Here is a 22,577-nt window from a genome sequence, read left to right as displayed (position 1 = left end):
CACAGTTGAAACGTCTCGCCCCGTTCCGCTTCACCCGAAAGGCTGTACGGCGTCGGGTACGAATCCGGCGCCACCGGAAGAACGCGTGAAGGCCGTGGGGGGCTTTGTGTGTTCGGCGGCGGTCGGCGACGGTGCGGCTCCGTGCCCGGCGGGGGTAAGCCGGGTGCGGTCCATGGGTGGGGATCCATGGGCCGCACCCCGGTCCTTACGTCTTCTTTCTTTGCGCACTAAACGAAGCAAGGGGAGCGGAACGGGGCGGAGACGGCCGGGGCGGATTCGGCCGCGCACCCCGAAGCGCCGGAGCGAATAGACATGGGAGGTCTGCGGCGCGAAACGGCGCGAGGCCCCTTCGTCCGGACGCACCCGCACCCCGGCGGACGAGGGCCGCGGAACCCACGCCTCACGGCACCGCAGACACCACTGCCGCACGGCACCGCACCGCACCGCACCGCACCGCACCGCACCGCACCGCACCAGCGAAACGGCGGCACCCCCGCACAGGGTGCCGCCGTCTCTCGGTGATGGTCCTCGGCGCCGTGTCGGCGGCCCCCGCCGCTCGGGCGGCCCCGCGTCAGCGGCTGTCGCTGCCCCTCGGCTCCGAGGCGGCCCTGCCCGCCTCCAGGCGTGCCACCGGGATACGGAACGGCGAGCAGGAGACGTAGTCCAGGCCCACCTCGTGGAAGAAGTGCACCGACTCCGGGTCCCCGCCGTGCTCGCCGCAGACGCCGAGCTTGAGGTCGGGGCGGGTCGCCCGGCCCGCCTCGACGGCGCTGCGCACCAGCGCGCCGACGCCGTCCTTGTCGATCGTCTCGAACGGCGACACCCCGAAGATGCCCTTCTCCAGGTACGCGGTGAAGAACGATGCCTCCACGTCGTCGCGGGAGAAGCCCCACACCGTCTGGGTCAGGTCGTTCGTGCCGAACGAGAAGAACTGGGCCGCCTCGGCGATCTGGCCCGCGGTCAGCGCGGCGCGCGGCAGCTCGATCATCGTGCCGATGGTCAGCTTCAGGTTGGTTCCGGTGGCCGCCTGGACCTCGGCGATGACCCGGTCGGCCTCCTCGCGGACGATCTCCAGCTCCTGGACCGTGCCGACGAGCGGAATCATGATCTCGGGGCGCGGGTCGCCCTTGGCGTTCTTGCGCTGGGCGGCCGCCTCGGCGATGGCGCGCACCTGCATCGCGAACAGACCTGGGATGACCAGGCCCAGACGTACTCCGCGCAGGCCCAGCATCGGGTTCTGCTCGTGCAGCTTGTGGACCGCCTGGAGCAGGCGCAGATCGTTCTCGTTGGCGTCGTTGCGGGACTCGGCGAGCGCGACCCGTACCGAGAGCTCGGTGATGTCGGGCAGGAACTCGTGCAGCGGCGGGTCGAGCAGCCGTACGGTGACGGGCAGCCCGTCCATCGACTCGAACAGCTCGATGAAGTCGGCCTTCTGCAGCGGCAGCAGCGTAGCCAGGGCGGCCTCGCGCTCGGCGTCGGTGTCCGCGAGGATCAGCTTCTCGACCATCTCGCGGCGCTCGCCGAGGAACATGTGCTCGGTGCGGCACAGGCCGATGCCCTGGGCCCCGAAGCGCCGGGCCCGCAGGGCGTCCTCGGCGTTGTCCGCGTTGGCCCGTACGCGCAGCCGGCGCACCCGGTCCGCGTACGCCATGATCCGGTGCACGGCGGCGACCAGTTCGTCGGCGTCGTCGGCGCCCGCGTGCATCCGGCCCTCGAAGTACTCGACGACCGGGGACGGTACGACGGGTACCTCGCCGAGGTACACCTTGCCGTTGGAGCCGTCGATGGAGACGACGTCGCCCTCCTCGATCACCCGGCCGCCCACCGTCATCCGGCGCCGCTTGGTGTCGACCTCCAGGTCCTCGGCGCCGCAGACACAGGTCTTGCCCATGCCCCGGGCGACGACCGCGGCGTGCGAGGTCTTGCCGCCGCGGGAGGTCAGGATGCCCTCGGCGGCGATCATGCCGTCGAGGTCGTCCGGGTTGGTCTCGCGGCGGATGAGGATGACCTTCTCGCCGGACCGGGACCACTTGATGGCCGTGTACGAGTCGAAGACCGCCTTGCCGACGGCGGCGCCCGGGGACGCGGCGATCCCGCGGCCGAGCAGCTCGGTCGTGGCCTCGTGGTCGAAGCGGGGGAACATCAGCTGCGCGAGCTGCGCCCCGTTGACGCGCTGGAGCGCCTCCGCCTCGTCGATCAGGCCCTGGTCGACGAGCTGGGTGGCGATCCGGAAGGCGGCACCCGCGGTGCGCTTGCCGACCCGGGTCTGGAGCATCCACAACTGGCCGCGCTCGATGGTGAATTCGATGTCGCAGAGATCCTTGTAGTGGGTCTCCAGCTTCTCCATGATCTGCATCAGCTGGTCGTACGACTTCTTGTCGATCGACTCCAGCTCGGCGAGCGCCACGGTGTTGCGGATACCGGCGACGACGTCCTCGCCCTGCGCGTTCTGCAGGTAGTCGCCGTAGACGCCCTGGTGGCCGCTGGCCGGGTCACGGGTGAAGGCCACTCCCGTACCGGAGTCGGGACCGAGGTTGCCGAAGACCATCGAGCACACGTTGACGGCCGTGCCGAGGTCGCCGGGGATGCGCTCCTGGCGGCGGTAGAGCTTGGCGCGGTCGGTGTTCCACGAGTCGAAGACCGCGTTTATGGCGAGGTCCATCTGCTCCCGCGGGTCCTGCGGGAAGTCGCGTCCGGCCTCCGCCCCGACGATCTTCTTGAACTTCGCGACGAGCTTCTTCAGGTCGGCCGCGGCGAGGTCCGTGTCGACGCTGACCTTCTTGGCCGTCTTCGCCGCCTCCAGCGCCTCCTCGAAGAGGTCGCCGTCGACCCCGAGGACGGTCTTGCCGAACATCTGGATGAGGCGGCGGTAGGAGTCCCACGCGAAGCGCTCGTCGCCCGCCTGGGCGGCGAGACCGACGACGGAGGCGTCGGAGAGGCCGATGTTGAGGACGGTGTCCATCATGCCGGGCATCGAGAACTTGGCGCCGGAGCGGACGGAGACCAGCAGCGGGTCGTCGGCCTGGCCGAGCTTCTTGCCCATCCGCGCTTCGAGCGCCGCGAGGTGCGCGCTCACCTCTTCGCGCAGCGCCGCGGGCGCCTCGCCGCTGTCGAGGTAGACCTTGCACGCCTCGGTGGTGATGGTGAAGCCCGGAGGGACGGGCAGCCCGAGGTTGGTCATCTCGGCGAGGTTGGCGCCCTTGCCGCCCAGGAGGTCCTTCAGATCCTTGTTGCCCTCGGTGAAGTCGTAGACGAACTTCTGGGGATCTTTGTTTTCCGACACGGGTCTCGACTCCTCGAGGACGCGGTGGCTGCCCTGACGGCGAGGAACATACCCAGATCGAAGGTGTCTGGGTACGTCCACTTGCGCGTCATGCGGTCTCAACCACCCGTCCGCCAGCAGATCGAAAGTGACGACGCCGATCCGCCGACCGGACCACTGCCTTCACTTCTTGAATGAACAGGCACACACAGCAACAGATTTCCCTTGACTCATCCACGGTGCGTGGCGACGACTTCGGCCGATCAAACCAAAGACGCCTGGCACCGAGTGCCACCATTTGAGAAGTACACCTCCCCATACGACGCTCATCTGAGCTGCCACCCCCTCAGGAGTGGCGCGAATCACGCTACCGGTGATGCTCAGATGTCACCATCCGGACGCCCCGATGACGCCACTGGGTCACGCCGGAAGCACCAAGAGCGACCTGCGGAGGGAAATCGGGGCCGGACGGTGCCCCAGGACGGTCCGGCACCGGCGATTTCCCGCCGAACCTTGCCGAACCTCGCCGCATCTCGCGCTCAAACGAGCAAGGACAGGAAGCAGGCACCCGGTGCCTGCCGCCTGCCCTCCGGGCACAGCGCGTGACGGGCTCAGCCGCCCGAGGTGTCCAGCTCCGCGTCGGCGCTCACGCCCGCGCAGTCGTAGGGGTCCTTCAGCCAGCCGTCCGGCAGGACGACCCGGTTGTTGCCCGAAGTGCGCCCGCGCGGCCCGTCCGCGCCGTCCGGCCAGGGCTGGTCCAGGTCCAGTTCGCGCAGCTGACCGCCCAGTTCCTCCAGCGAGGAGGTGATCGCCAGCTTCTTGCGCATCTCGGAGCCGACGGAGAAGCCCTTGAGGTACCAGGCCACGTGCTTACGGAAGTCGATCACGCCACGGGTCTCGTCGCCGATCCACTCCCCCAGCAGCGTCGCGTGACGCAGCATGACGTCCGCGACCTCGCGCAGCCCCGGCGCCCGGCGCGTCGGCGTCCCCTCGAAGGCGCTCACCAGGTCGCCGAAGAGCCAGGGACGCCCCAGGCAGCCCCGGCCGACGACCACCCCGTCACAGCCCGTCTCGCGCATCATCCGGCGCGCGTCGTCCGCGCACCAGATGTCGCCGTTGCCGAGGACCGGGATCTCCGGGACGTGCTCCTTGAGGCGGGCGATGGCGTCCCAGTCGGCGGTGCCGCCGTAGTGCTGGGCCGCGGTCCTGCCGTGCAGGGCTACGGCCGTGACGCCCTCCTCGACGGCGATGCGGCCCGCGTCGAGGTAGGTGATGTGGTCGTCGTCGATGCCCTTGCGCATCTTGATGGTGACCGGAAGCGCGCCCGCGTGGGAGACGGCCTGGTGCAGGATGGCCCGCAGCAGGGGCCGCTTGTACGGGAGCGCGGAGCCGCCGCCCTTGCGGGTGACCTTGGGGACCGGGCAGCCGAAGTTCAGATCGATGTGATCGGCGAGGTTCTCGTCGACGATCATCCGGACCGCCTTGCCGACGGTGACCGGGTCCACTCCGTACAGCTGGATGGAGCGCGGGGTCTCGCTCGCGTCGAAGTGGATGAGCTGCATGGTCTTCTCGTTGCGCTCGACCAGCGCCCGCGTCGTGATCATCTCGCTGACGAACAGCCCCTTGCCGCCGGAGAACTCCCGGCACAGGGTCCGGAACGGGGCATTGGTGATACCGGCCATGGGGGCGAGCACCACCGGCGGCTGCACGGTGTGCGGGCCGATACGGAGCTGCGGGAGCGCGGGGGCGAGCGTGGTCATTCCCCCATTGTCCCGTACGACGGGGGCTCGGCCGCTGCCAGGGACCGCAGGCGCTCCAGACGCTCCCGGGTCCCGGCGTCGGCGGGCGGGTAGCTCACCAGCCGCGGGCCGCTGGCGGGGCCGAGCCAGAGGTTGGTGTGCTCGACGTGGAGCAGCCCCACCTCCGCGTTGCGGATGTACTTGGTCCGGCCGCCCTGGTTCACGACCTCGTGCCGCTCCCAGACCTCGCGGAATTCGGCCGACTCCGTTTCGAGCCGCTTGAGCAGCGCCTTCCACGCGGGCTCGGCGAGATGACCGGCCATGGAGGCACGGAACTTGGCCGCCATGGTGCGGTTGACCTCGGGAAGGCCGACGACCGCGGCCCGCCAGTCGGCGTTGGTGAAGGCCAGGATCATGCAGTTGCGGTCCTCGGGCGGCAGGGCGTCGAGGTCGCAGAGCAGCCGCCCGTAGGTGCGGTTGTACGCGAGGATGTCGTACCGGCTGTTCTGGACGCAGGCCGGGATGGGTTCCAGCTGCTCCAGCAGGGTGCGCAGCGCCGGGGTGACGCTGGGGCACTCGGTGCCCGGTGCCGGGTCGGTGGCGCCGGAGAGCGCGAACAGGTGGGAGCGCTCGCTCCGGTCGAGCAGCAGGGCACGGGCGAGGGCGTCGAGGACCTGGGGCGAGACCTGGATGTCGCGTGCCTGCTCCAGCCACGTGTACCAGGTGACGCCAACCGCGGAGAGCTGGGCGACCTCCTCGCGGCGCAGCCCGGGGGTGCGTCTGCGCCGGCCCCGGACCAGGCCGACCTGCTCGGGGGTGATCCGTTCGCGGCGGCTGCGCAGGAAGCCCGCGAGTTCGTGCCGCCGGATGTCGGACTCGGGCGCCATGGTCGTCATCCTTCCAGCCTGCCGAAGCGAGCGGCAGGATGCCAGGTACTGGTTGTACCAGGATAAGGAGACTCTGGTACCAGGCTGGGAACGGGGCGAGAGTCGACGCTGTGAGTGAATCCTCCGTACGAACGCACACCCGCACACGGGCCCCCCGGGCGACCCGCGTGAAGCCTGCCGCCGCCGGGACCCCGGTGGCCCGCCACGACCACCCCACCCCGGTGCTCGGACCGCTCGGGCTGTTCACCGTGCTGCTCGGGGCGGCCCTGCCGCTGATCGACTTCTTCATCGTCAATGTCGCGCTGCCCACGATCGACCACAGCCTGGACGCGGGTCCGGCCCTGCTCGAACTCGTCGTCGCGGGCTACGGACTCAGTTACGCCGTCCTGCTCGTGCTCGGCGGACGGCTCGGCGACATGGCGGGCCGCCGCAGGCTCTTCCTGCTGGGCATGGCCGCGTTCGGGCTGACCTCGCTCGCCTGCGGGCTGGCCCCGGACGCCTGGACTCTCGTCGGGGCGCGGGTGGCACAGGGTGCCTCCGCGGCGCTGATGCTGCCGCAGGTGCTCGCCACCATCCAGGCGTCGACGGCCGGTCACCGGCGGGCGCGGGCGATGAGCCTGTACGGGGCGACGGCCGGGCTCTCCATGGTCGCGGGCCAGATCCTGGGCGGGGTGCTGGTCGCCGCCGCCCCGATGTCCTCGGTGTTCGGCGAGAGCGCGGGCTGGCGGTCGGTGTTCCTGGTGAACGTTCCGGTGGCCGCGGTGGGGCTCGTCCTGGCCGCGCGTGCCGTGCCGGAGACCCGTTCGGAGCGGCCCGCGCCGATCGACGTACCGGGGACGCTGCTGCTGGCCCTGTCGCTGGTGACGCTGCTGGCGCCGCTGACGGAGGGGCGTGCCGCGGGGTGGCCGGTGTGGACGTGGGTGTCGCTGGGGCTGTTCCCGTTCGCCGCGTACGCCTTCTACCGGGTGGAGCGGCGGGCCGACCGGCTCGGGCGGATGCCGTTGGTGCCGCCGAGCCTGCTGCGGCTCGAATCGCTGCGGCGGGGGCTCGCGCTGGTGGTGCCGTTCTCGATCGGTTTCGGCGGCTTCATGTTCGTGATCGCGGTGGCGCTCCAGCAGGGCCTGAAGCTGGGCCCGGCGGCCGCCGGGCTCTCCCTGGCGCCGATGGCGGTGGCCTTCTTCGCCGCCTCGCTGGCCGGTCCGCGGCTGGTACGCAGGTTCGGCAGCCGGGTCGTGACGGCGGGCGGGCTGATCCAGGGGCTGGGCGTGGTGGTGCTGGCGCTCACCGTGTGGCTCAGGTGGCCCGCACTCGGGCTGCCGGGGCTGCTGCCGGGCGTCGCGATCGCCGGTCTGGGGCAGGGGCTCCAACTGCCCGTCCTGCTGCGCATCGTGCTCTCGGACGTACCGGCCGAACGGGCGGGTGTGGGCGGCGGTGTGATGACGACGGCGCAGCAGGCGGCGCTGGCGCTGGGCGTGGCGACGCTCGGGACGCTGTTCCTCGCGCTGGTGCCGGGCTCGGGGATGCGGGACGCGCTGATCGTGACACTGCTGGTGCAGCTGGCGGCGGTGGCGTTGACGACCCTGCTGAGCCTGCGGCTGCCGCGCACGGTGGGCTGAGGGCGCGTACGACCGTGGGCCCGGATCACCTGAGGTGATCCGGGCCCACGGTCGTACGGAAACCGAGAAGGCGTCAGCTGCCGGCGGGGGTGTCCTGCTGTGCCGCCGGGCCGGCTGCCGCGGCGTCGTCCGACGGTGCGGCCTGGGCACCCTCGGCGCGCTCGCGCATCTTGCGCAGCAGCTCCTGCTTCTTCTCCTCGGCCGTCTTGCGGTCGGCGTTGCGCGCGGGACCCGCGCCCTGCTGTTCGGCGCGGGACAGTTTCTTGCGCTGTCCGCCCACACCGAGGAGGTTGTTGCGGCTCTTTGCCACGGCGTTCTCCCATTCGTGGTGAGAAGTGAGGAATGAACTGATCTGGATCGATCCGGTGGGCGGCGGGTGGTCGAGCCCGCCGCGCTCTCACTCGTAGATCTGGAAGAACGAATACATGAGGGAAACCGTACCGCGACCGGGGTGGAGCCACGTACCCGATTTCCGGGCCGCTCAGGCCGTCGGGTCGACCGTCGCCCGATGGGCCTCGGCCAGGTGTTCCCCGGCCTTCAGCCAGGGCAGGAACTGCGCCACGATGTGCCACCCGCAGGTGTCGCAGGTCAGCCGGCGCTGCGTCCCCGACTTCCGTACCTGGACGGTGTGTTCACCGCCGTGCTGGTCCGATCTGGTGACCTTGCTCGTGGTCATGGACGGCATGCGTGCCTCCTGAGGGGGAGCGTGGGCCCCAGTGTGCAACGAAGCCCCCGGCTCCGTCCACGGAACCGGGGGCTTCGCCGCTGTCGGGTGCGGGGCGTCAGCAGCCGAGCAGACGGGCGCCCAGGTAGGCCTGGATCTGGTCCAGGGAGACGCGCTCCTGCTGCATGGTGTCGCGCTCGCGCACGGTCACCGCGTTGTCGTCGAGGGTGTCGAAGTCGACGGTGACGCAGAACGGCGTACCGATCTCGTCCTGGCGACGGTAACGGCGGCCGATGGCGCCCGCGTCGTCGAACTCGATGTTCCAGTTCTTGCGCAGGTCGGTGGCCAGGCCCTTGGCCTTCGGCGAGAGCTGCGGGTTGCGGGACAGCGGCAGGACCGCGACCTTGACCGGCGCCAGGCGCGGGTCGAGGCGCATCACGGTGCGCTTCTCCATGACGCCCTTGGCGTTGGGCGCCTCGTCCTCGATGTACGCGTCCAGCAGGAAGGCCAGCAGCGAGCGGCCGACACCGGCGGCGGGCTCGATGACGTACGGAGTCCAGCGCTCGCCGGCCTCCTGGTCGAAGTACGACAGGTCCGTGCCCGAGGCCTTGGAGTGCGCCTTGAGGTCGTAGTCCGTGCGGTTGGCGACGCCTTCCAGCTCGCCCCACTCGCTGCCGCCGAAGCGGAAGCGGTACTCGATGTCAGCGGTGCGCTTGGAGTAGTGCGAGAGCTTCTCCGCCGGGTGCTCGAACCAGCGCATGTTCTCCTCGCGCATGCCCAGGCCGGTGTACCAGTTCCAGCGCTGCTCCATCCAGTATTCCTGCCACTGCTCGTCCTCGCCCGGCTTGACGAAGAACTCCATCTCCATCTGCTCGAACTCGCGGGTGCGGAAGATGAAGTTGCCCGGCGTGATCTCGTTCCGGAAGGACTTGCCCATCTGGGCGATGCCGAACGGCGGCTTCTTGCGCGAAGTCTGCTGGACCTGGCCGAAGTTGGTGAAGATGCCCTGCGCGGTCTCGGGGCGCAGGTAGGCGACCGAGCCGGAGTCCTGGGTCGGGCCGAGGTGCGTGGAGAGGAGGCCCGAGAACTGCTTGGGCTCGGTGAACGTGCCCTTGTTGCCGCAGTTGGGGCAGTTGAGGTCGGCGAGCCCGTTGACCGGGGGCTTGCCGTGCTTCTCCTCGTACGCCTCTTCCAGGTGGTCGGCGCGGTAGCGCTTGTGACACGAGGTGCACTCGGTGAGCGGGTCGGAGAAGGTGGCGACATGGCCGGAGGCGACCCAGACCTCGGGGGCCAGGATGACCGACGAGTCGAGACCGACCACGTCCTCGCGCGAGGTGACCATGTAACGCCACCACTGACGCTTGAGGTTCTCCTTCATCTCCACGCCCAGCGGCCCGTAGTCCCACGCGGCCTTCTGGCCGCCGTAGATCTCACTGCAGGGGTAGACGAAGCCACGGCGCTTGCTCAGGCTGACGATGGTGTCGATCTTGTCGGCGGCCACGGTGCTCTCTTCATTACGACGGTGAAATGGGACAGGGGCGGCGCGGAGCGCCTCGGTGGGGGGTGGTGATCGGGTGACGAGCGGGCGAATGCTTCAGATTACCGGCGGGCGCACCCCCCGGATCAAATCGGTGGGGGGTCAAGCGATCTTCGGGCGTCCTTCCGGGCATCTCATCAGCCTTGTTGACAATCGTTTCCACTTTTGTTGAAAATGACTGTCATGAACGTACGCCGCCTCATACCCACCGCCGTCGTCGCCGGATCAGTAGCGCTCGGCCTCACCGCGCTCTCCGGCTGCGCCGGCTCCGACGCCACCGACCGCGGGAGCGGTGACAAGCTGAAGGTGGTGGCGTCCTTCTACCCCATGCAGTTCCTGGCCGAGGAGATCGGCGGGAAGCACGTCGACGTCACCACCCTGACCAAGCCGGGTGTCGAGCCGCACGACCTGGAGCTCACCCCGAGGCAGATAGGCGGCCTGAGCGACGCCGACTACGTCCTCTACCTCAAGGGCATCCAGCCCGCCGTCGACGACGCGATCGCCCAGTCCGGGGTCAAGGACAGCGTCGACGCGGCGAAGCTCACCACGCTGGAGGACCACGGCGCCGAGGTCGGAGGTCACGAGGGCGAGCACGGCCACGAGGGCGAGCACGGCCACGAGCACGAGGGCGGGGAAGCGGGCGCCGACCCGCACATCTGGCTGGACCCGGTGAAGTACGCCGAGGTCGCCAAGGGCGTCGGGAAGTCCCTCCAGAAGGCGGACCCCGACCACGCCGCGGACTACGCGAAGAACACGACCGCCCTGGTCGACAGGCTGGGCGCGCTGAACACGTCGTTCGAGACCGGTCTGCGGGACACCGCCACCAAGACCTTCATCACCACCCACTCCGCCTTCGGATACCTGGCCGAGCGCTACGGGCTCACCCAGGAGGGCATCGCCGGGATCGACCCCGAGGCCGAGCCCAGCCCGGCCCGGATCCAGGAGATCCACACCGTCGCGGAGAAGAGCAGGGCCACCACCGTCTTCTTCGAGACGCTGGCCAGCGACAAGACCGCCAGGACCCTCGCGAAGGACACCGGCCTCAAAACCGACGTCCTGGACCCGCTGGAGGGAATCACCGGCGCGTCCAAGGGCGCTGACTACATCGAGGTCATGGAGTCCAACCTGACCGCGTTGCAGAAGGCACTCGGCGCGAAGTGACCGACGTAACACCCGCCCCACCCGCAGCAGCATCGGAGGCGCTCATGCCTGAGCCCGGGAGTACCGCACCAGAAGCCGTGATCAGCCTGCGCGGCGCCACGGCCACCCTCGGCGCACGCCCCGTGCTGCGCGGTGTCGACCTGACCGTCCACCGCGGTGAGGTCGTGGCCCTGCTCGGCGCCAACGGCTCCGGCAAGTCCACCGCCGTCCGCTCCGTCATCGGCCAGGTCCCGCTCACCGGCGGCACCGTCGAACTGTTCGGCACCGAGCTGCGCCGCTTCCGCCAGTGGGGGCGCGTCGGCTACGTACCGCAGCGCACCACGGCGGCGGGCGGCGTCCCGGCCACGATCCGCGAGGTCGTGGCCTCCGGGCGGCTGTCCCGTACGAAGCTGCGGCTGCCCGGCAGGGCGGACCGGGCGGCCGTCGACCGGGCCATAGAGCTCGTCGGCCTCACCGACCGCGCCAAGGACTCCGTGAGCGCCCTGTCCGGCGGCCAGCACCAGCGGGTCCTGATCGCCCGCGCCCTCGCCGCCGAACCGGAACTGCTGATCATGGACGAGCCGATGGCCGGGGTCGACCTGGCCAGCCAGGAGATCCTCGCCTCGACCCTGCGCGAGCAGGTGGCCGCCGGCATCTCCGTCCTGCTCGTCCTGCACGAGCTCGGCCCGCTGGAGCCCCTGATCGACCGGGCGATCGTGCTGCGCGACGGCTGCGTGACACACGACGGACCGCCCCCCGAGGCCCTGGGCCAGCACGCCCTCCCCGGCCACGACCACGTACACCCCCACGCGGCTTCCGAGCCCGTCCGGACGGGACTGCTGACCTGATCATGCTGGAATTCCTGAACCCCCCCTTCATGCAGCGGGCCCTGATCGCGGCCGTCCTGGTCGGCATCACCGCCCCCGCCATCGGTATCTACCTGGTCCAGCGCCGCCAGGCCCTGATGGGCGACGGCATCGGCCACATCGCGATGACCGGGGTCGGCCTCGGCTTCCTGCTCTCCACCAGCCCCGTCTGGATGGCCACGGCCGTCGCCGTGGCCGGTGCGGTCGTCATGGAGCTGATCCGCTGGTACGGACACACCCGCGGCGACATCGCCCTGGCCATGCTCTTCTACGGCGGCATGGCGGGCGGCGTCATGCTGATCAACATGTCCGACACCGGCTCCAACGCGAACCTGATGTCGTACCTCTTCGGCTCGCTGTCCACGGTCTCCGAGGCCGACGTCACCGCGATCTGTGTCCTGGCCGCCTTCGTCATGCTGGTGACCGTGGGGCTGCGCAGGCAGCTGTTCGCGGTCAGCCAGGACGAGGAGTTCGCCCGTGTCACCGGACTGCCGGTGCGCGCGCTGAACCTGCTGGTCGCGGTCACGGCCGCGGTGACGGTCACCGTCGCGATGCGCGTCGTCGGACTGCTGCTGGTCAGCGCGCTGATGGTGGTGCCCGTCGCGGCGGCGCAGCAGATCTCGAAGTCCTTCAAGGTGACGTTCGTCCTGGCCGTCGTCATCGGCACCGTCGTCACCCTCGCGGGAACGGTGACGACGTACTACCAGGACGTGCCCCCCGGCGCCACGATCGTGCTGATGGCCATCGCCGCGTTCGTGCTGCTGACCGCGCTCGCCACGCCGCTCGCGAAACGGCGCGCCCGTGCGAACACGGCGGACCGGGACGGGTGCACCCTTGAGGTACCGGCCGCCCGCCAGGTCACGGAGGATGCGCGGGCTTGACCGGGTCACCGGGGCGGGCTGGCACAATGGCCCGACAGATGAACGGGCGACACGAGGAGGCACCAGTGGCCACGGCGCCGATCAGTGGCACGAACGCAGCCCCGGTACGCGGCCGGTCCACCCGGCAGCGCGCGGCGGTCGCGGCGGCGCTCGACGGGGTGGACGAGTTCCGCAGCGCGCAGGAGCTGCACGATGTGCTCAAACACCGCGGCGACTCGGTGGGGCTGACCACGGTCTACCGCACCCTGCAGTCCCTCGCCGACGCGGGCGAGGTCGACGTGCTGCGCACGACCGAGGGCGAGTCGGTGTACCGGCGGTGCTCGACCGGCGACCACCACCACCATCTGGTGTGCCGGATCTGCGGCAAGGCCGTCGAGGTCGAAGGACCCGCGGTGGAGCAGTGGGCCGAGACGATCGCCGCACAGCACGGCTATGTGAACGTCGCGCACACCGTGGAGATCTTCGGGACCTGCGCGGAGTGCGCGCGGACGAAGAGCTGACACCCGCGCCCGCGAACATCCCGGGGCCCGCGAACGCCCCGGGGCCCGCGAACGGGGGCCGGAGAGCCGGCCCCCGACCCGCTCAGCCCTGCTGGGCCGCCGCCTCCTCGGCCCCGCCGAAGCGGCGGTCCCGCTGTGCGTACTCCAGACAGGCGCGCCACAGGTCGCGGCGGTCGAAGTCCGGCCACAGGACGTCCTGGAAGACCATCTCGGCGTAAGCGCTCTGCCAGATCAGGTAGTTGGAGGTGCGCTGCTCGCCACTGGGGCGCACGAAGAGGTCCACGTCCGGCATGTCCGGGTAGTAGAGGTACTTCGCGAACGTCTTCTCGTTGACCTTCGACGGGTCGAGCTTCCCGGCCGCCACATCCTGCGCGATGCGCTGCGTGGCGTCGGCGATCTCGGCGCGGCCACCGTAGTTGACGCAGAAGTACAGCGTCATCCGGTCGTTGTCCTTGGTCTGCTCCTGGGCGACCTGGAGTTCCTGGACGACGGACTTCCACAGCTTCGGCATCCGGCCCACCCAGCGGATGCGGATGCCCAGCTCGTCCATCTCGTCGCGGCGGCGGCGGATGACGTCCCGGTTGAAGTTCATCAGGAACTTCACCTCGTCCGGCGAACGCTTCCAGTTCTCGGTGGAAAAGGCGTACAGCGAGAGGTTCTTGACGCCCATCTCGATACAGCCCTTGAGAACGTCCATGACGACGCCCTCACCGACCTTGTGGCCCTCCGTGCGCGGGAGACCCCGTTCCTTGGCCCAGCGGCCGTTACCGTCCATCACGACGGCGACGTGCTTGGGCACGAGCTCGCCGGGGATCTTCGGAGGCGTCGCGCCGGAGGGGTGCGGCTCGGGGGTCTTGTACGTGCGCCGGTTACGGCCGCCGAGGATCCCGCGTACTGCCATGAGCTTCTCAGTCTCCCTGTGTCACTTCTCTACGTACCGCAGCGAGCGCAGTCCGCGCTCCAGATGCCAGTGCAGATAGGCGGACACCAGTCCGCTCCCCTCCCTGACATGACGCGCCTCGCACCCGTCCGCCGTCTCCCAGTCACCGGTGAGCAGCGCACTCAGCAGTACGAGGGCCTCCGCCGAGGGTACGACGCTCCCGGGCACCCGGCAGTCGCCGCAGACGACACCGCCCGACGCGACGGAGAAGAACCGGTTCGGTCCGGGCATTCCGCACTTCGCGCAGTCCTCGAAACTGGGGGCGTAGCCGTTGACCGCGAGGGAACGCAGCAGGAACGCGTCGAGGATGAGATGCGGCGCGTGCTCCCCCCGGGCGAGGGTGCGCAGCCCGCCGACGAGCAGCAGGTACTGCTGGACCGCGGGCTCGCCCTCGTGGTCGGTGAACCGCTCGGCGGTCTCCAGCATCGCGGTGCCCGCGGTGTAGCGGGCGTAGTCGGCGACGATGCCGCCACCGTACGGAGCGATCGTCTCGCTCTGGGTGCACAGCGGAAGGCCGCGGCCGATCAGCTCACTGCCGCGGGCGAAGAACTGCACGTCCACATGGGAGAACGGTTCGAGGCGGGCGCCGAATTTGGACTTGGTGCGGCGCACCCCGCGGGCGACGGCGCGCACCCGGCCGTGGCCGCGGGTCAGGATCGTGATGATCCGGTCGGCCTCGCCCAGTTTCTGCGTACGCAGCACGACGCCATCGTCCCGGAACAAGCTCATGCACCCATTGTCGCCCACCGGGCGGCCGGGCCGTCGGTGACGGTTACGAGGGGGTGCGGGCGGCCGCCGCGAGGAGGCGGGCGGTGTCGTCGGCGCAGAGCTGGAGCGCGCTGCCGACCGTGGTCAGCACCTCGCGTTCCGCCGGGCTGTACGGGCCGTCGGCCAGTGCGATCCTGGCGCCCTGGAGCAGCACCGACTCGCGTCCCGCGGTGGCCAGGTGGGGCGCGAGGGGGCCCAGGACCTCGTGCAGCTCGATGGCGAGGGTCGGCCCGCACGCCTCGGCCGCGGGGTCGGCGCCGGGGCCGTGCCCGGTGTCGGCGGCGAGCACCTCGACGACGGTGAAGAGCTGTTCCCGGGTGCAGTCGTCGAGCCCGGCGTCGCGCACGGTGGCGACCGCGGTGTCCAGGACCGTGCGGGAGGTGGTGCCGCCGGCCGCGAGGACGCCGAGCGTGACCGTGTGCACGGCCTCCCGGAGCATCGCGGAGAACCGGGTGGTGGTGGGGTGGTCGAGGGCGTCGGTGGCGAAGTGCGCCCGGCAGACGGCGCATTCGACGACGGGCCCCGCGCTGCCGCGCCGCAGCAGCGGCACACCGAGCACGGTGAAGCGCCGACGCCCGGTGAGGCGGCGGTAGTTGCGGTCGCCCCCGCAGCCGGGGCAGAAGAACTCGCCGTCACCGACGGCGTCCCAGACGGTGCGGATGCCGTAGATGACCGGCTTCAGAGCACGTTGTCCCCTGGCTGACCGCACGTCGTGCACCTCCGTAACGCTCCGGCAACATTGCCGTGTGTTGGACGTGATGTTAGCCACATGCGTGATGCGACGTCAGTATCCCGGAGGTCACAACCCCCGGATATGGCCGAACCCCGCCCACCGCGAGCGGGTGGACGGGGTTCTCGGACCGTGTCGTTCCGGGGTCAACCGGACTCCCGTACGAAGGGGTCCGGCCGCGGTGTCAGCGGGTCGCGCGGTTGACCGCGGAGACGACCGCCTTGAGCGAGGCGCGCGTGGTGTTGGGGTCGATGCCGATGCCCCACAGCACCTTGCCGTCGATCGCGCACTCGATGTACGAGGCGGCCTGGGCGCTGGCACCCTCGCTCATCGTGTGCTCGGTGTAGTCCAGCAGGCGGGCGTCGATGCCGATGGCCTGCAGTGCTTCGAAGAACGCGGAGATCGGGCCGTTGCCGGTACCGGTCAGTACGGTGTCCGTGCCGTCGACCGTGGCCTCGACGGTCAGGGTGTCCCTGCCGTCGGTGTCGGTCGTGGTCTGACCGGAGCGGATCTGTACGCGCCCCCAGGCGTTCCGCGGGTTCGGCAGGTACTCGTCCTGGAACGTGGACCAGATCTGGGCCGGGGTGACCTCGCCGCCCTCGGCATCGGTCTTGGCCTGAATGATCCGGGAGAACTCGATCTGCATCCGGCGCGGCAGGTCCAGCTTGTGGTCGTTCTTCAGGACGTAGGCGATTCCGCCCTTGCCGGACTGCGAGTTGACCCGGATGACGGCCTCGTAGGAGCGGCCGACGTCCTTCGGGTCGATCGGCAGGTACGGCACCGCCCACTCGATGTCGTCGACGGTCCCGCCCCGGGCGGCCGCGTCGGCCTCCATGGCGTCGAAGCCCTTCTTGATGGCGTCCTGGTGGGAGCCGGAGAAGGCGGTGTAGACCAGGTCGCCCGCGTAGGGGTGGCGCGGGTGGACCTCCATCTGGTTGCAGTACTCGCTGGTGCGGCGGATCTCGTCGATCTGCGAGAAGTCGATCTGCGGGTCGACGCCCTGTGAGAACAGGTTCATGCCCAGCGTGACCAGGTCGACGTTGCCGGTGCGCTCGCCCTGGCCGAACAGACAGCCCTCGATCCGGTCCGCACCGGCCATGATGGCCAGCTCGGCGGCGGCGACGGCGGTGCCGCGGTCGTTGTGCGGGTGGACCGACAGACAGACGAACTCGCGGCGGGACAGGTTGCGCGACATCCACTCGAACCGGTCCGCGTGCGTGGAGGGCGTCGAACGCTCCACGGTGGCGGGCAGGTTCAGGATGATCTCGCGGCCCTCCTCGGGCTGCCAGACGTCGCAGACGGCCTCGCAGACCTCCAGGGCGAAGTCCAGCTCGGTATCGGTGAAGATCTCCGGGCTGTACTGGTAGCCGAAGACCGTCTCCGGGCCCAGGATCTTCTCGGCGTACTCCATGACCAGCCGGGTGCCGTCCACGGCGATCTGCTTGACCTGCTCCTTCGTACCGCGGAAGACCACGCGGCGGAAGGTGGGGGCGGTGGCGTTGTACAGGTGGACGGTGGCGCGACGGGCACCGACCAGTGACTCGACGGTCCGCTCGATCAGCTCTTCGCGGGCCTGCGTCAGGACGGAGATCGTCACGTCCTCGGGGATCGCGCCCTCTTCGATGATGGAGCGCACGAACGCGAAGTCGGTCTCGCCGGAGGACGGGAAGCCGACCTCGATCTCCTTGTAGCCCATGCTCACGAGCAGATCGAACATCTCGCGCTTGCGGGCCGGGGACATCGGGTCGATCAGTGCCTGGTTGCCGTCGCGCAGATCGGTGGACAGCCAGCGCGGCGCCACGGTGATCCGGCTGTCGGGCCAGGTGCGGTCGGGGATGTCCACGGCGTCGTAACCGCGGTACTTGTGGACCGGCATCCCGGACGGCTTCTGCAGCTGCGTCGCGTTGGTGACCGGCGTGGGGCGGCCGACGGAATCACCGGAATCGGACGGACCGGAAATGTTCGTGGCGGTCATGGCGTAGGGCTCCTCGGGGGTCCGGCAAGGGGAACGGCCGACTGTGTCGCTGCAGCACCAGACTCCGCGGGGAGGGGGTCGGCCTACGACTACAGGCCCTCGCCGCGGCAGCTAAGGAGAAGCAGCCCGAAACGCATGATGCGACGAGAGTAACCGAGAGACACCCGGGGCGTCGGCCCGTATCAGTATGCGGGACCGGACATCCATGCCGGGTAAACAGTGACTCATCACTCCATTTCGTCAATCATCGTCGCAACCAGTGACAGGACGATGACGGAGTGCCACAGTCGATGTATGCAGCCCCGAACCGACGACGGGTTCCGTCCCGTCTTCTGCACCATCGTGCCGCCCCATCTCCTCGACAAGCTGTCGCAGTCCGACGACCCGCTCCTCGCCGATCCGGCGCGCCGCACCCTGGCCGCCGACGGCAACCGGCGCACCCGGCGCCGGATGACCGCCCTGGCCGGCTCACCCGCCGCCCCGCCCACCGCGGGCGCCGTGCCCACCAAGCCGCACCGCACCCTGTACGACTGCCGCCACCGCACGAACCTGCCGGGCCACCGGGTCCGCGCCGAGGGCCAGGAGCCCACCGGGGACGCCAGCGTCAACCGCGCGTACGCGGGCCTCGGCGCCACGTTCGAGCTGCTGCTCACGGCGTACGGGCGCAGCTCGATCGACGGCAAGGGCCTCCCGCTGATCGGCTCCGTGCACTACGACGAGAAGTACAACAACGCGTTCTTCGACGGCGAGCAGATGGTCTTCGGGGACGGTGACGGGGAGATCTTCCTGGACTTCACCGTCGCCGTGGACGTGATCGCCCACGAGCTGGCCCACGGGCTGACCCAGTACACGGCCAATCTGACGTACGAGGGCCAGGCCGGCGCGCTCAACGAGTCGGTCTCCGACGTCATCGGCTCGCTGGTCAAGCAGTACTCCCTGGGCCAGACCGCCGAGCAGGCCGACTGGCTGATCGGCGCGGGGCTCCTCGCGCCCCGCGTCAACGGGGTGGCGCTGCGCTCGATGAAGGCTCCGGGCACGGCGTACGACGACGATGTGCTCGGCAAGGACCCGCAGCCCGCGTCGATGGACGACTACATCGAGACGGACGAGGACAACGGCGGGGTGCACCTCAACTCCGGCATCCCCAACCGCGCCTTCTACCTGCTGGCCACCGCGCTCGGCGGCAGCGCCTGGGAGCGGGCGGGCCAGATCTGGTTCGACGTGCTGACCGGCGGTGAGCTGACGGCGAACGCGGACTTCGCCGAATTCGCCCGGCTGACCGTGGCCGCCGCACGCGAACGCTTCGGGGAGGGTGACGAGCGCGAGGCGGTCCTGAAGGCATGGTCGGAGGTGGGCGTACCGACCGCTTGAGTCCCGCACACAGGGACTCCACGGCTGATGTCCCGCCCCCGTCCGGACTCGATCGCTTGAGTCCCTCCCCCGCCCCGGCTAGACAGGACCCATGCGTATTCAGGTGAGTCGGACCGGCGGTTTCGCGGGCATCGCACGCCACCGCGAGGTGGACACCTCGGGGCGGCCGGACGCGGCCGAGTGGGAGACCCTGGCCAAGGAGGCACTCGCGGCCGGCCGGGACAGCCCGCCGACCGGGGTGCCGGACGGGTTCCGGTACCGCCTCACGATCGGCGACCGGACCGTGTACTGCGCTGACCCCGATCTGACCGGGGCGCAGCGCACGCTGATCTCACGCATCCTCAAGGAGGGTGCGTGAGATCGGCCCCGTCGTGTGGGACCGGCCGGCCCCATCGTGTGGGACCGGCCGTGTCGTCGTGTGGGACCGGCCCTGTGCGGACGTGCGGGAACGGCCGGACGCGCCGTCCCGCAGCGGTCAGAATCCGAGCTTCCGCAACTGCTTCGGATCGCGCTGCCAGTCCTTGGCGACCTTCACATGCAGGTCCAGGAAGACCGGCGTACCGAGCAGCGCCTCGATGTGCTTGCGCGACTTGGTGCCGACCTCCTTCAGCCGCTTGCCCTTCGGGCCGATGATGATGCCCTTCTGGCTGGGGCGCTCGATGTAGACGTTCGCGTGGATGTCCAGCAGCGGCTTGTCCGCCGGGCGGTCCTCGCGCGGCAGCATCTCCTCGACGACGACCGCGATGGAGTGCGGCAGCTCGTCGCGTACGCCTTCCAGCGCGGCCTCACGGATCAGCTCCGCGACCATGACCATCTCGGGCTCGTCGGTGAGATCGCCCTCGGGGTAGAGCGGCGGGCTCTCCGGCAGGAGCGGGGCGATCAGGTCGGCGAGCAGGCTGACCTGCTGGTCCTTGACCGCGGAGACCGGGACGATCTCGGCCCACTCGAAGCCGAGCTCCTCACCGAGGCGGGAGACGGCGAGCAGCTGCTCGGCGAGCGCCTTGGAGTCGACCAGGTCGGTCTTGGTGATGATCGCGATCTTCGGGGTCTTCTTGATGCCCGCGAGTTCCTTGATGATGAACTTGTCGCCGGGGCCGAGCTTCTGGTCGGCGGGCAGGCAGAAACCGATGACGTCGACCTCCGCCCAGGTGGTCCGCACGACATCGTTCAGCCGCTCGCCGAGCAGCGTGCGCGGCTTGTGGAGGCCGGGGGTGTCGACCAGGATCAGCTGGGCGTCGTCGCGGTGCACGATGCCGCGCACCGTGTGCCGGGTGGTCTGGGGGCGGTTGGAGGTGATCGCCACCTTCTGACCGACCAGAGCGTTCGTGAGGGTGGACTTGCCCGCGTTGGGGCGGCCCACGAAGCAGGCGAAGCCGGCCCGGTGGGGGGCGTTGTTCTCCGCCTGCTGCGCAGCAGCTTCTGGGTTCGGTCGAGCGCTCATGGCGACCATTCTCCCCGATCCCGGCGGCTGCGCCGCACAGCGGTCCGCACCGGGGCTTGTCGCGGACGCCTCAGGAGGTGCGCGCACGGCCCCGGCGGGCCCGTATCCACAGCCCCGTACCCGTCGCGACGATCACCCCCAGGGCCGCCGCGACCAGCCAGGGAAGCGCGATGTACGAGGCGGTCGCGGACTCGCGGGTGTCCCGGGCAGTGGCGGTGAGGCGGATCTCGCCCCATTCGAGCTGGGGCGCTCCGGCCCAGGTTTCCGTCAGCCGCACCTGCTGGCGGGGCAGCAGCTCGGAGGGGATCTTCTTGAGGTCGCGGGCGAGCAGGGTGCGGCCGAAGAGTCCCTCGGCCCGGAGGGCGACCTCGGGGTCGAGTGTGACGTTGCCGCGGTTGCGCAGGGTGTACGAGATGACGGCCCGGCTCTTTCCGGTGCCGGGGACCAGGGGCCGGCTGTGCTCGACGCGGATGTCGTCGACGGAGAGCGCGGGCATGGTGGGCCCGTTCACCCGCAGATAGATCCGGGCGCCGACGGCCTTGCGGACACCGAGGGCGACGGCGCCCTGTTCCGCGTCCTCGACACGCTCGTCGAGGGCGATGAGGGCACCCGGGTGGTCGCCGGGTTCGGCGTCCTCGGGGACGGTGATGGTGACCGGGACGGTGACCGAGCCGCGCGCCTTCACGGTGACCCGGTCGCGGCCGGTTCGCGCCCAGGCGCCGATGGAGCGCTGCTTCTCGTCCTGCGCGCGGACCGCGAACCCGCCGTCGCGTGCGGTGTTGTACGCGTCGGCCGCGTACAGCCGGAAGGTGAGCGGCCGGGCGGTCTTGTTGGTGACGGTGACCCGGTCGGTGAGCGTGGCGCCGGGGTCGGCGGAGAGATAGAAGTACGGCCGCGCGGCGGACCCGGCGGCGGCCGGGTAGACGGACCAGCTGCCGTTGTCGGCGGCGTGGGCGGCGGGCGGCGCGATCAGCAGCAGGGCGCCGGTGAGGAGGAGTACGGAGAGCTTGCGCACGGTGCGGGACCCCCAGGGAGCTTGCGGAGCTTGTCCGGACGGAGCGGGCGGGCGGGCCGGGTGCGCGCCCGGCCCGCCCGGTGGATCAGGGCCGCGCCGTCAGGTGAGGGTGAGCGTCAGTACTCCGGAGTACGCGCCGGTGGCGGTGTACGCCGGTACGTCCAGCGCGAGCCGGGCGTCGACGCGGAACTCGCCTCCGGTGGACGCGCCGTCGGGGGTGGAGGCCAGGGTGGCGCCCGCGCTGCCGACCGCGCCCGCCGAACCGGCCGCGCAGGTGCTCGGGCTGCCGGGCTTCGTCGCGCAGACCGGGGTCCAGCGCAGCGCGCCGGCGCCGATCCTCGCGTCGCCGGGGCCCTGGAAGTCGGTGACCCTGCCGGTCAGGGACCAGCCCGCGGGACCACCGCGGTAGTCCTCGACCGTCACCGTCCGCAGGGAGCCGCGGGAGGCGCCGCCCCGGCCGAAGTCGACCGCCGACATCTCGACGCCGTCGCCGTCCTGGACCATGGAGAGGGTGCCCGCCCGTACGGACGCGGTGAGCCGCTGGCTGCCGTCGGGGGTCTGGCCGCCGCCCTCCGTCGCGACGATCGTCCGTGAGACGGGGGCGGGCGGGTCCGTCACCGTGCACGGGGTGTCCAGCTCCATGAGATAGCTGGTGTGGATGTTGTAGTCGCCGGGCGACAGGGTGATCTCGCCGGGCGCGGTGACCGTGAACGTGCCCGTCATCGAGAACGACGGGAAGGCGCCCTTGCCGGGGACCGGCTCGTTCTTCCTCGGACCGGCGACCGTGACCTCGGCGGACTGCGCACCGGCGACGACGACCTTCCCGGTCGGCGTCATGATGTCGGCGGGCAGCGCCAGATCGACGGGGTTGCTCGCGGCGGGCTCGACCACGGTGTACGTCACCGTGACGGTGTCGCCCACCTTCGGGGCGGCGTTGTCGACGGCGATCTCGGCGGTGGTGGGACCGTCGATGGGCGGAATTCCGGCGATGGGCGGCGGGACGCAGTGGGTGGGGAAGTCCACCGCGGCGGAGTCCGCCGTCCTGGCCAGGGCCGGACCGCCGCCGAGCACTCCCGCACCGGCGACGACGAGTGCGGTGACGCCCAGCGCGGCGGCCCGGCGGTGCCACGGGCCGGGGGTTCTTCGCATGGCTGCTCGCATGAACGGGTGCCCCTCCTGCGGGATGGCGGCACAGCGGCTCCTCTGCGCCGGCGGGGGGCCATTGACGGCCTCGGCCGGAAAGAA

20 protein-coding genes are annotated in these 22,577 nt (G+C 70.4%); 7 read left to right on the top strand and 13 right to left on the bottom strand.

Going from position 1 to position 22,577, the window contains the following annotated elements:
* Positions 1-571 precede the first annotated feature (571 nt).
* The 3 genes from ppdK to A6A29_RS29415 all read right to left on the bottom strand — a co-directional run bounded on the left by ppdK (position 572) and on the right by A6A29_RS29415 (position 5,897).
* On the bottom strand, positions 572-3,283 hold the full coding sequence (gene ppdK / locus A6A29_RS29425) for a pyruvate, phosphate dikinase (protein WP_073724566.1): 2,712 nt from the start codon (positions 3,281-3,283) through the stop codon (positions 572-574).
* Between the two features lie 590 nt (positions 3,284-3,873).
* Positions 3,874-5,022, bottom strand: coding sequence for a tRNA dihydrouridine synthase DusB (dusB, locus tag A6A29_RS29420; protein ID WP_073724564.1), 1,149 nt, complete (start codon positions 5,020-5,022; stop codon positions 3,874-3,876).
* Positions 5,019-5,897, bottom strand: coding sequence for an MmyB family transcriptional regulator (locus A6A29_RS29415; RefSeq protein ID WP_073724562.1), 879 nt, complete (start codon positions 5,895-5,897; stop codon positions 5,019-5,021). The genes dusB and A6A29_RS29415 overlap by 4 nt, the downstream gene beginning before the upstream one ends.
* 185 nt (positions 5,898-6,082) lie before the next feature.
* Here A6A29_RS29415 and A6A29_RS29410 point away from each other — a divergent pair, with 185 nt between their 5' ends.
* Positions 6,083-7,504, top strand: coding sequence for an MFS transporter (locus A6A29_RS29410; RefSeq protein WP_073724560.1), 1,422 nt, complete (start codon positions 6,083-6,085; stop codon positions 7,502-7,504).
* Between the two features lie 73 nt (positions 7,505-7,577).
* Here the strand turns inward: A6A29_RS29410 and A6A29_RS29405 are convergent, their stop codons facing one another.
* The 3 genes from A6A29_RS29405 to A6A29_RS29395 all read right to left on the bottom strand — a co-directional run bounded on the left by A6A29_RS29405 (position 7,578) and on the right by A6A29_RS29395 (position 9,669).
* Positions 7,578-7,814, bottom strand: a complete 237-nt coding sequence (locus A6A29_RS29405) for a DUF6243 family protein (protein WP_073724558.1) — start codon at positions 7,812-7,814, stop codon at positions 7,578-7,580.
* A 171-nt stretch (positions 7,815-7,985) separates the two neighbouring features.
* Positions 7,986-8,189, bottom strand: a complete 204-nt coding sequence (locus tag A6A29_RS29400; protein WP_073724556.1) for a hypothetical protein — start codon at positions 8,187-8,189, stop codon at positions 7,986-7,988.
* A gap of 97 nt (positions 8,190-8,286) precedes the next feature.
* The gene (locus A6A29_RS29395; RefSeq protein WP_073724554.1) at positions 8,287-9,669 is read right to left on the bottom strand and encodes a glycine--tRNA ligase; all 1,383 of its coding nucleotides are present in this window, start codon (positions 9,667-9,669) and stop codon (positions 8,287-8,289) included.
* A 219-nt stretch (positions 9,670-9,888) separates the two neighbouring features.
* On the opposite strand from A6A29_RS29395, the gene A6A29_RS29390 reads away from it, so the two are divergent.
* The 4 genes from A6A29_RS29390 (at position 9,889) to A6A29_RS29375 (ending at position 13,092) form a co-directional block, all read left to right on the top strand.
* Entirely contained in the window at positions 9,889-10,866 is a 978-nt protein-coding gene (locus tag A6A29_RS29390) for a metal ABC transporter substrate-binding protein (protein WP_073724552.1), read from the top strand.
* A 44-nt stretch (positions 10,867-10,910) separates the two neighbouring features.
* Positions 10,911-11,693 carry a metal ABC transporter ATP-binding protein gene (locus tag A6A29_RS29385; RefSeq protein WP_073724550.1) on the top strand — a complete coding sequence of 261 codons (783 nt, stop codon included), beginning with the start codon at positions 10,911-10,913 and terminating at the stop codon, positions 11,691-11,693.
* Positions 11,693-12,592, top strand: coding sequence for a metal ABC transporter permease (locus A6A29_RS29380; protein WP_198953412.1), 900 nt, complete (start codon positions 11,693-11,695; stop codon positions 12,590-12,592). Before A6A29_RS29385 ends, A6A29_RS29380 begins: the two co-directional genes overlap by 1 nt.
* 65 nt (positions 12,593-12,657) lie before the next feature.
* Positions 12,658-13,092 carry a Fur family transcriptional regulator gene (locus A6A29_RS29375; RefSeq protein ID WP_073724546.1) on the top strand — a complete coding sequence of 145 codons (435 nt, stop codon included), beginning with the start codon at positions 12,658-12,660 and terminating at the stop codon, positions 13,090-13,092.
* 82 nt (positions 13,093-13,174) lie between these two features.
* Here the strand turns inward: A6A29_RS29375 and A6A29_RS29370 are convergent, their stop codons facing one another.
* From A6A29_RS29370 to leuA, 4 genes are all read right to left on the bottom strand, one after another.
* Entirely contained in the window at positions 13,175-13,993 is an 819-nt protein-coding gene (locus tag A6A29_RS29370; protein WP_073724544.1) for an isoprenyl transferase, read from the bottom strand.
* Positions 13,994-14,014: 21 nt separating this feature from the next.
* Positions 14,015-14,761 (bottom strand): DNA repair protein RecO, encoded by a 747-nt coding sequence (gene recO / locus A6A29_RS29365; protein WP_073724542.1) that lies wholly within the window; start codon positions 14,759-14,761, stop codon positions 14,015-14,017.
* Between the two features lie 43 nt (positions 14,762-14,804).
* Entirely contained in the window at positions 14,805-15,509 is a 705-nt protein-coding gene (locus A6A29_RS29360) for a tellurite resistance TerB family protein (RefSeq protein ID WP_073725423.1), read from the bottom strand.
* A 205-nt stretch (positions 15,510-15,714) separates the two neighbouring features.
* Positions 15,715-17,505: a 2-isopropylmalate synthase gene (gene leuA / locus A6A29_RS29355; protein WP_073724540.1), complete on the bottom strand. Its 1,791-nt coding sequence runs from the start codon at positions 17,503-17,505 to the stop codon at positions 15,715-15,717.
* A gap of 294 nt (positions 17,506-17,799) precedes the next feature.
* On the opposite strand from leuA, the gene A6A29_RS29350 reads away from it, so the two are divergent.
* Together A6A29_RS29350 and A6A29_RS29345 are read left to right on the top strand one after the other, a co-directional pair.
* The gene (locus A6A29_RS29350; RefSeq protein ID WP_073724538.1) at positions 17,800-18,876 is read left to right on the top strand and encodes a M4 family metallopeptidase; all 1,077 of its coding nucleotides are present in this window, start codon (positions 17,800-17,802) and stop codon (positions 18,874-18,876) included.
* Positions 18,877-18,967: 91 nt separating this feature from the next.
* The gene (locus A6A29_RS29345; protein ID WP_073724536.1) at positions 18,968-19,234 is read left to right on the top strand and encodes a protealysin inhibitor emfourin; all 267 of its coding nucleotides are present in this window, start codon (positions 18,968-18,970) and stop codon (positions 19,232-19,234) included.
* Between the two features lie 117 nt (positions 19,235-19,351).
* Here A6A29_RS29345 and era read toward each other — a convergent pair whose 3' ends face one another.
* The 3 genes from era to A6A29_RS29330 all read right to left on the bottom strand — a co-directional run bounded on the left by era (position 19,352) and on the right by A6A29_RS29330 (position 22,481).
* Complete coding sequence (gene era / locus A6A29_RS29340) at positions 19,352-20,326, bottom strand: GTPase Era (protein WP_198953375.1); 975 nt, start codon at positions 20,324-20,326, stop codon at positions 19,352-19,354.
* 61 nt (positions 20,327-20,387) lie between these two features.
* Complete coding sequence (locus tag A6A29_RS29335; RefSeq protein WP_073724534.1) at positions 20,388-21,332, bottom strand: WxL protein peptidoglycan domain-containing protein; 945 nt, start codon at positions 21,330-21,332, stop codon at positions 20,388-20,390.
* A 99-nt stretch (positions 21,333-21,431) separates the two neighbouring features.
* Complete coding sequence (locus A6A29_RS29330; RefSeq protein ID WP_073724532.1) at positions 21,432-22,481, bottom strand: hypothetical protein; 1,050 nt, start codon at positions 22,479-22,481, stop codon at positions 21,432-21,434.
* Positions 22,482-22,577 lie beyond the last annotated feature (96 nt).

Source organism: Streptomyces sp. TSRI0281, assembly GCF_001905125.1.
Taxonomy (GTDB): Bacteria; Actinomycetota; Actinomycetes; order Streptomycetales; family Streptomycetaceae; genus Streptomyces.
Note: the sequence above shows the minus strand (reverse complement) of the source record. Positions and strands in the feature narration are given on the sequence as shown.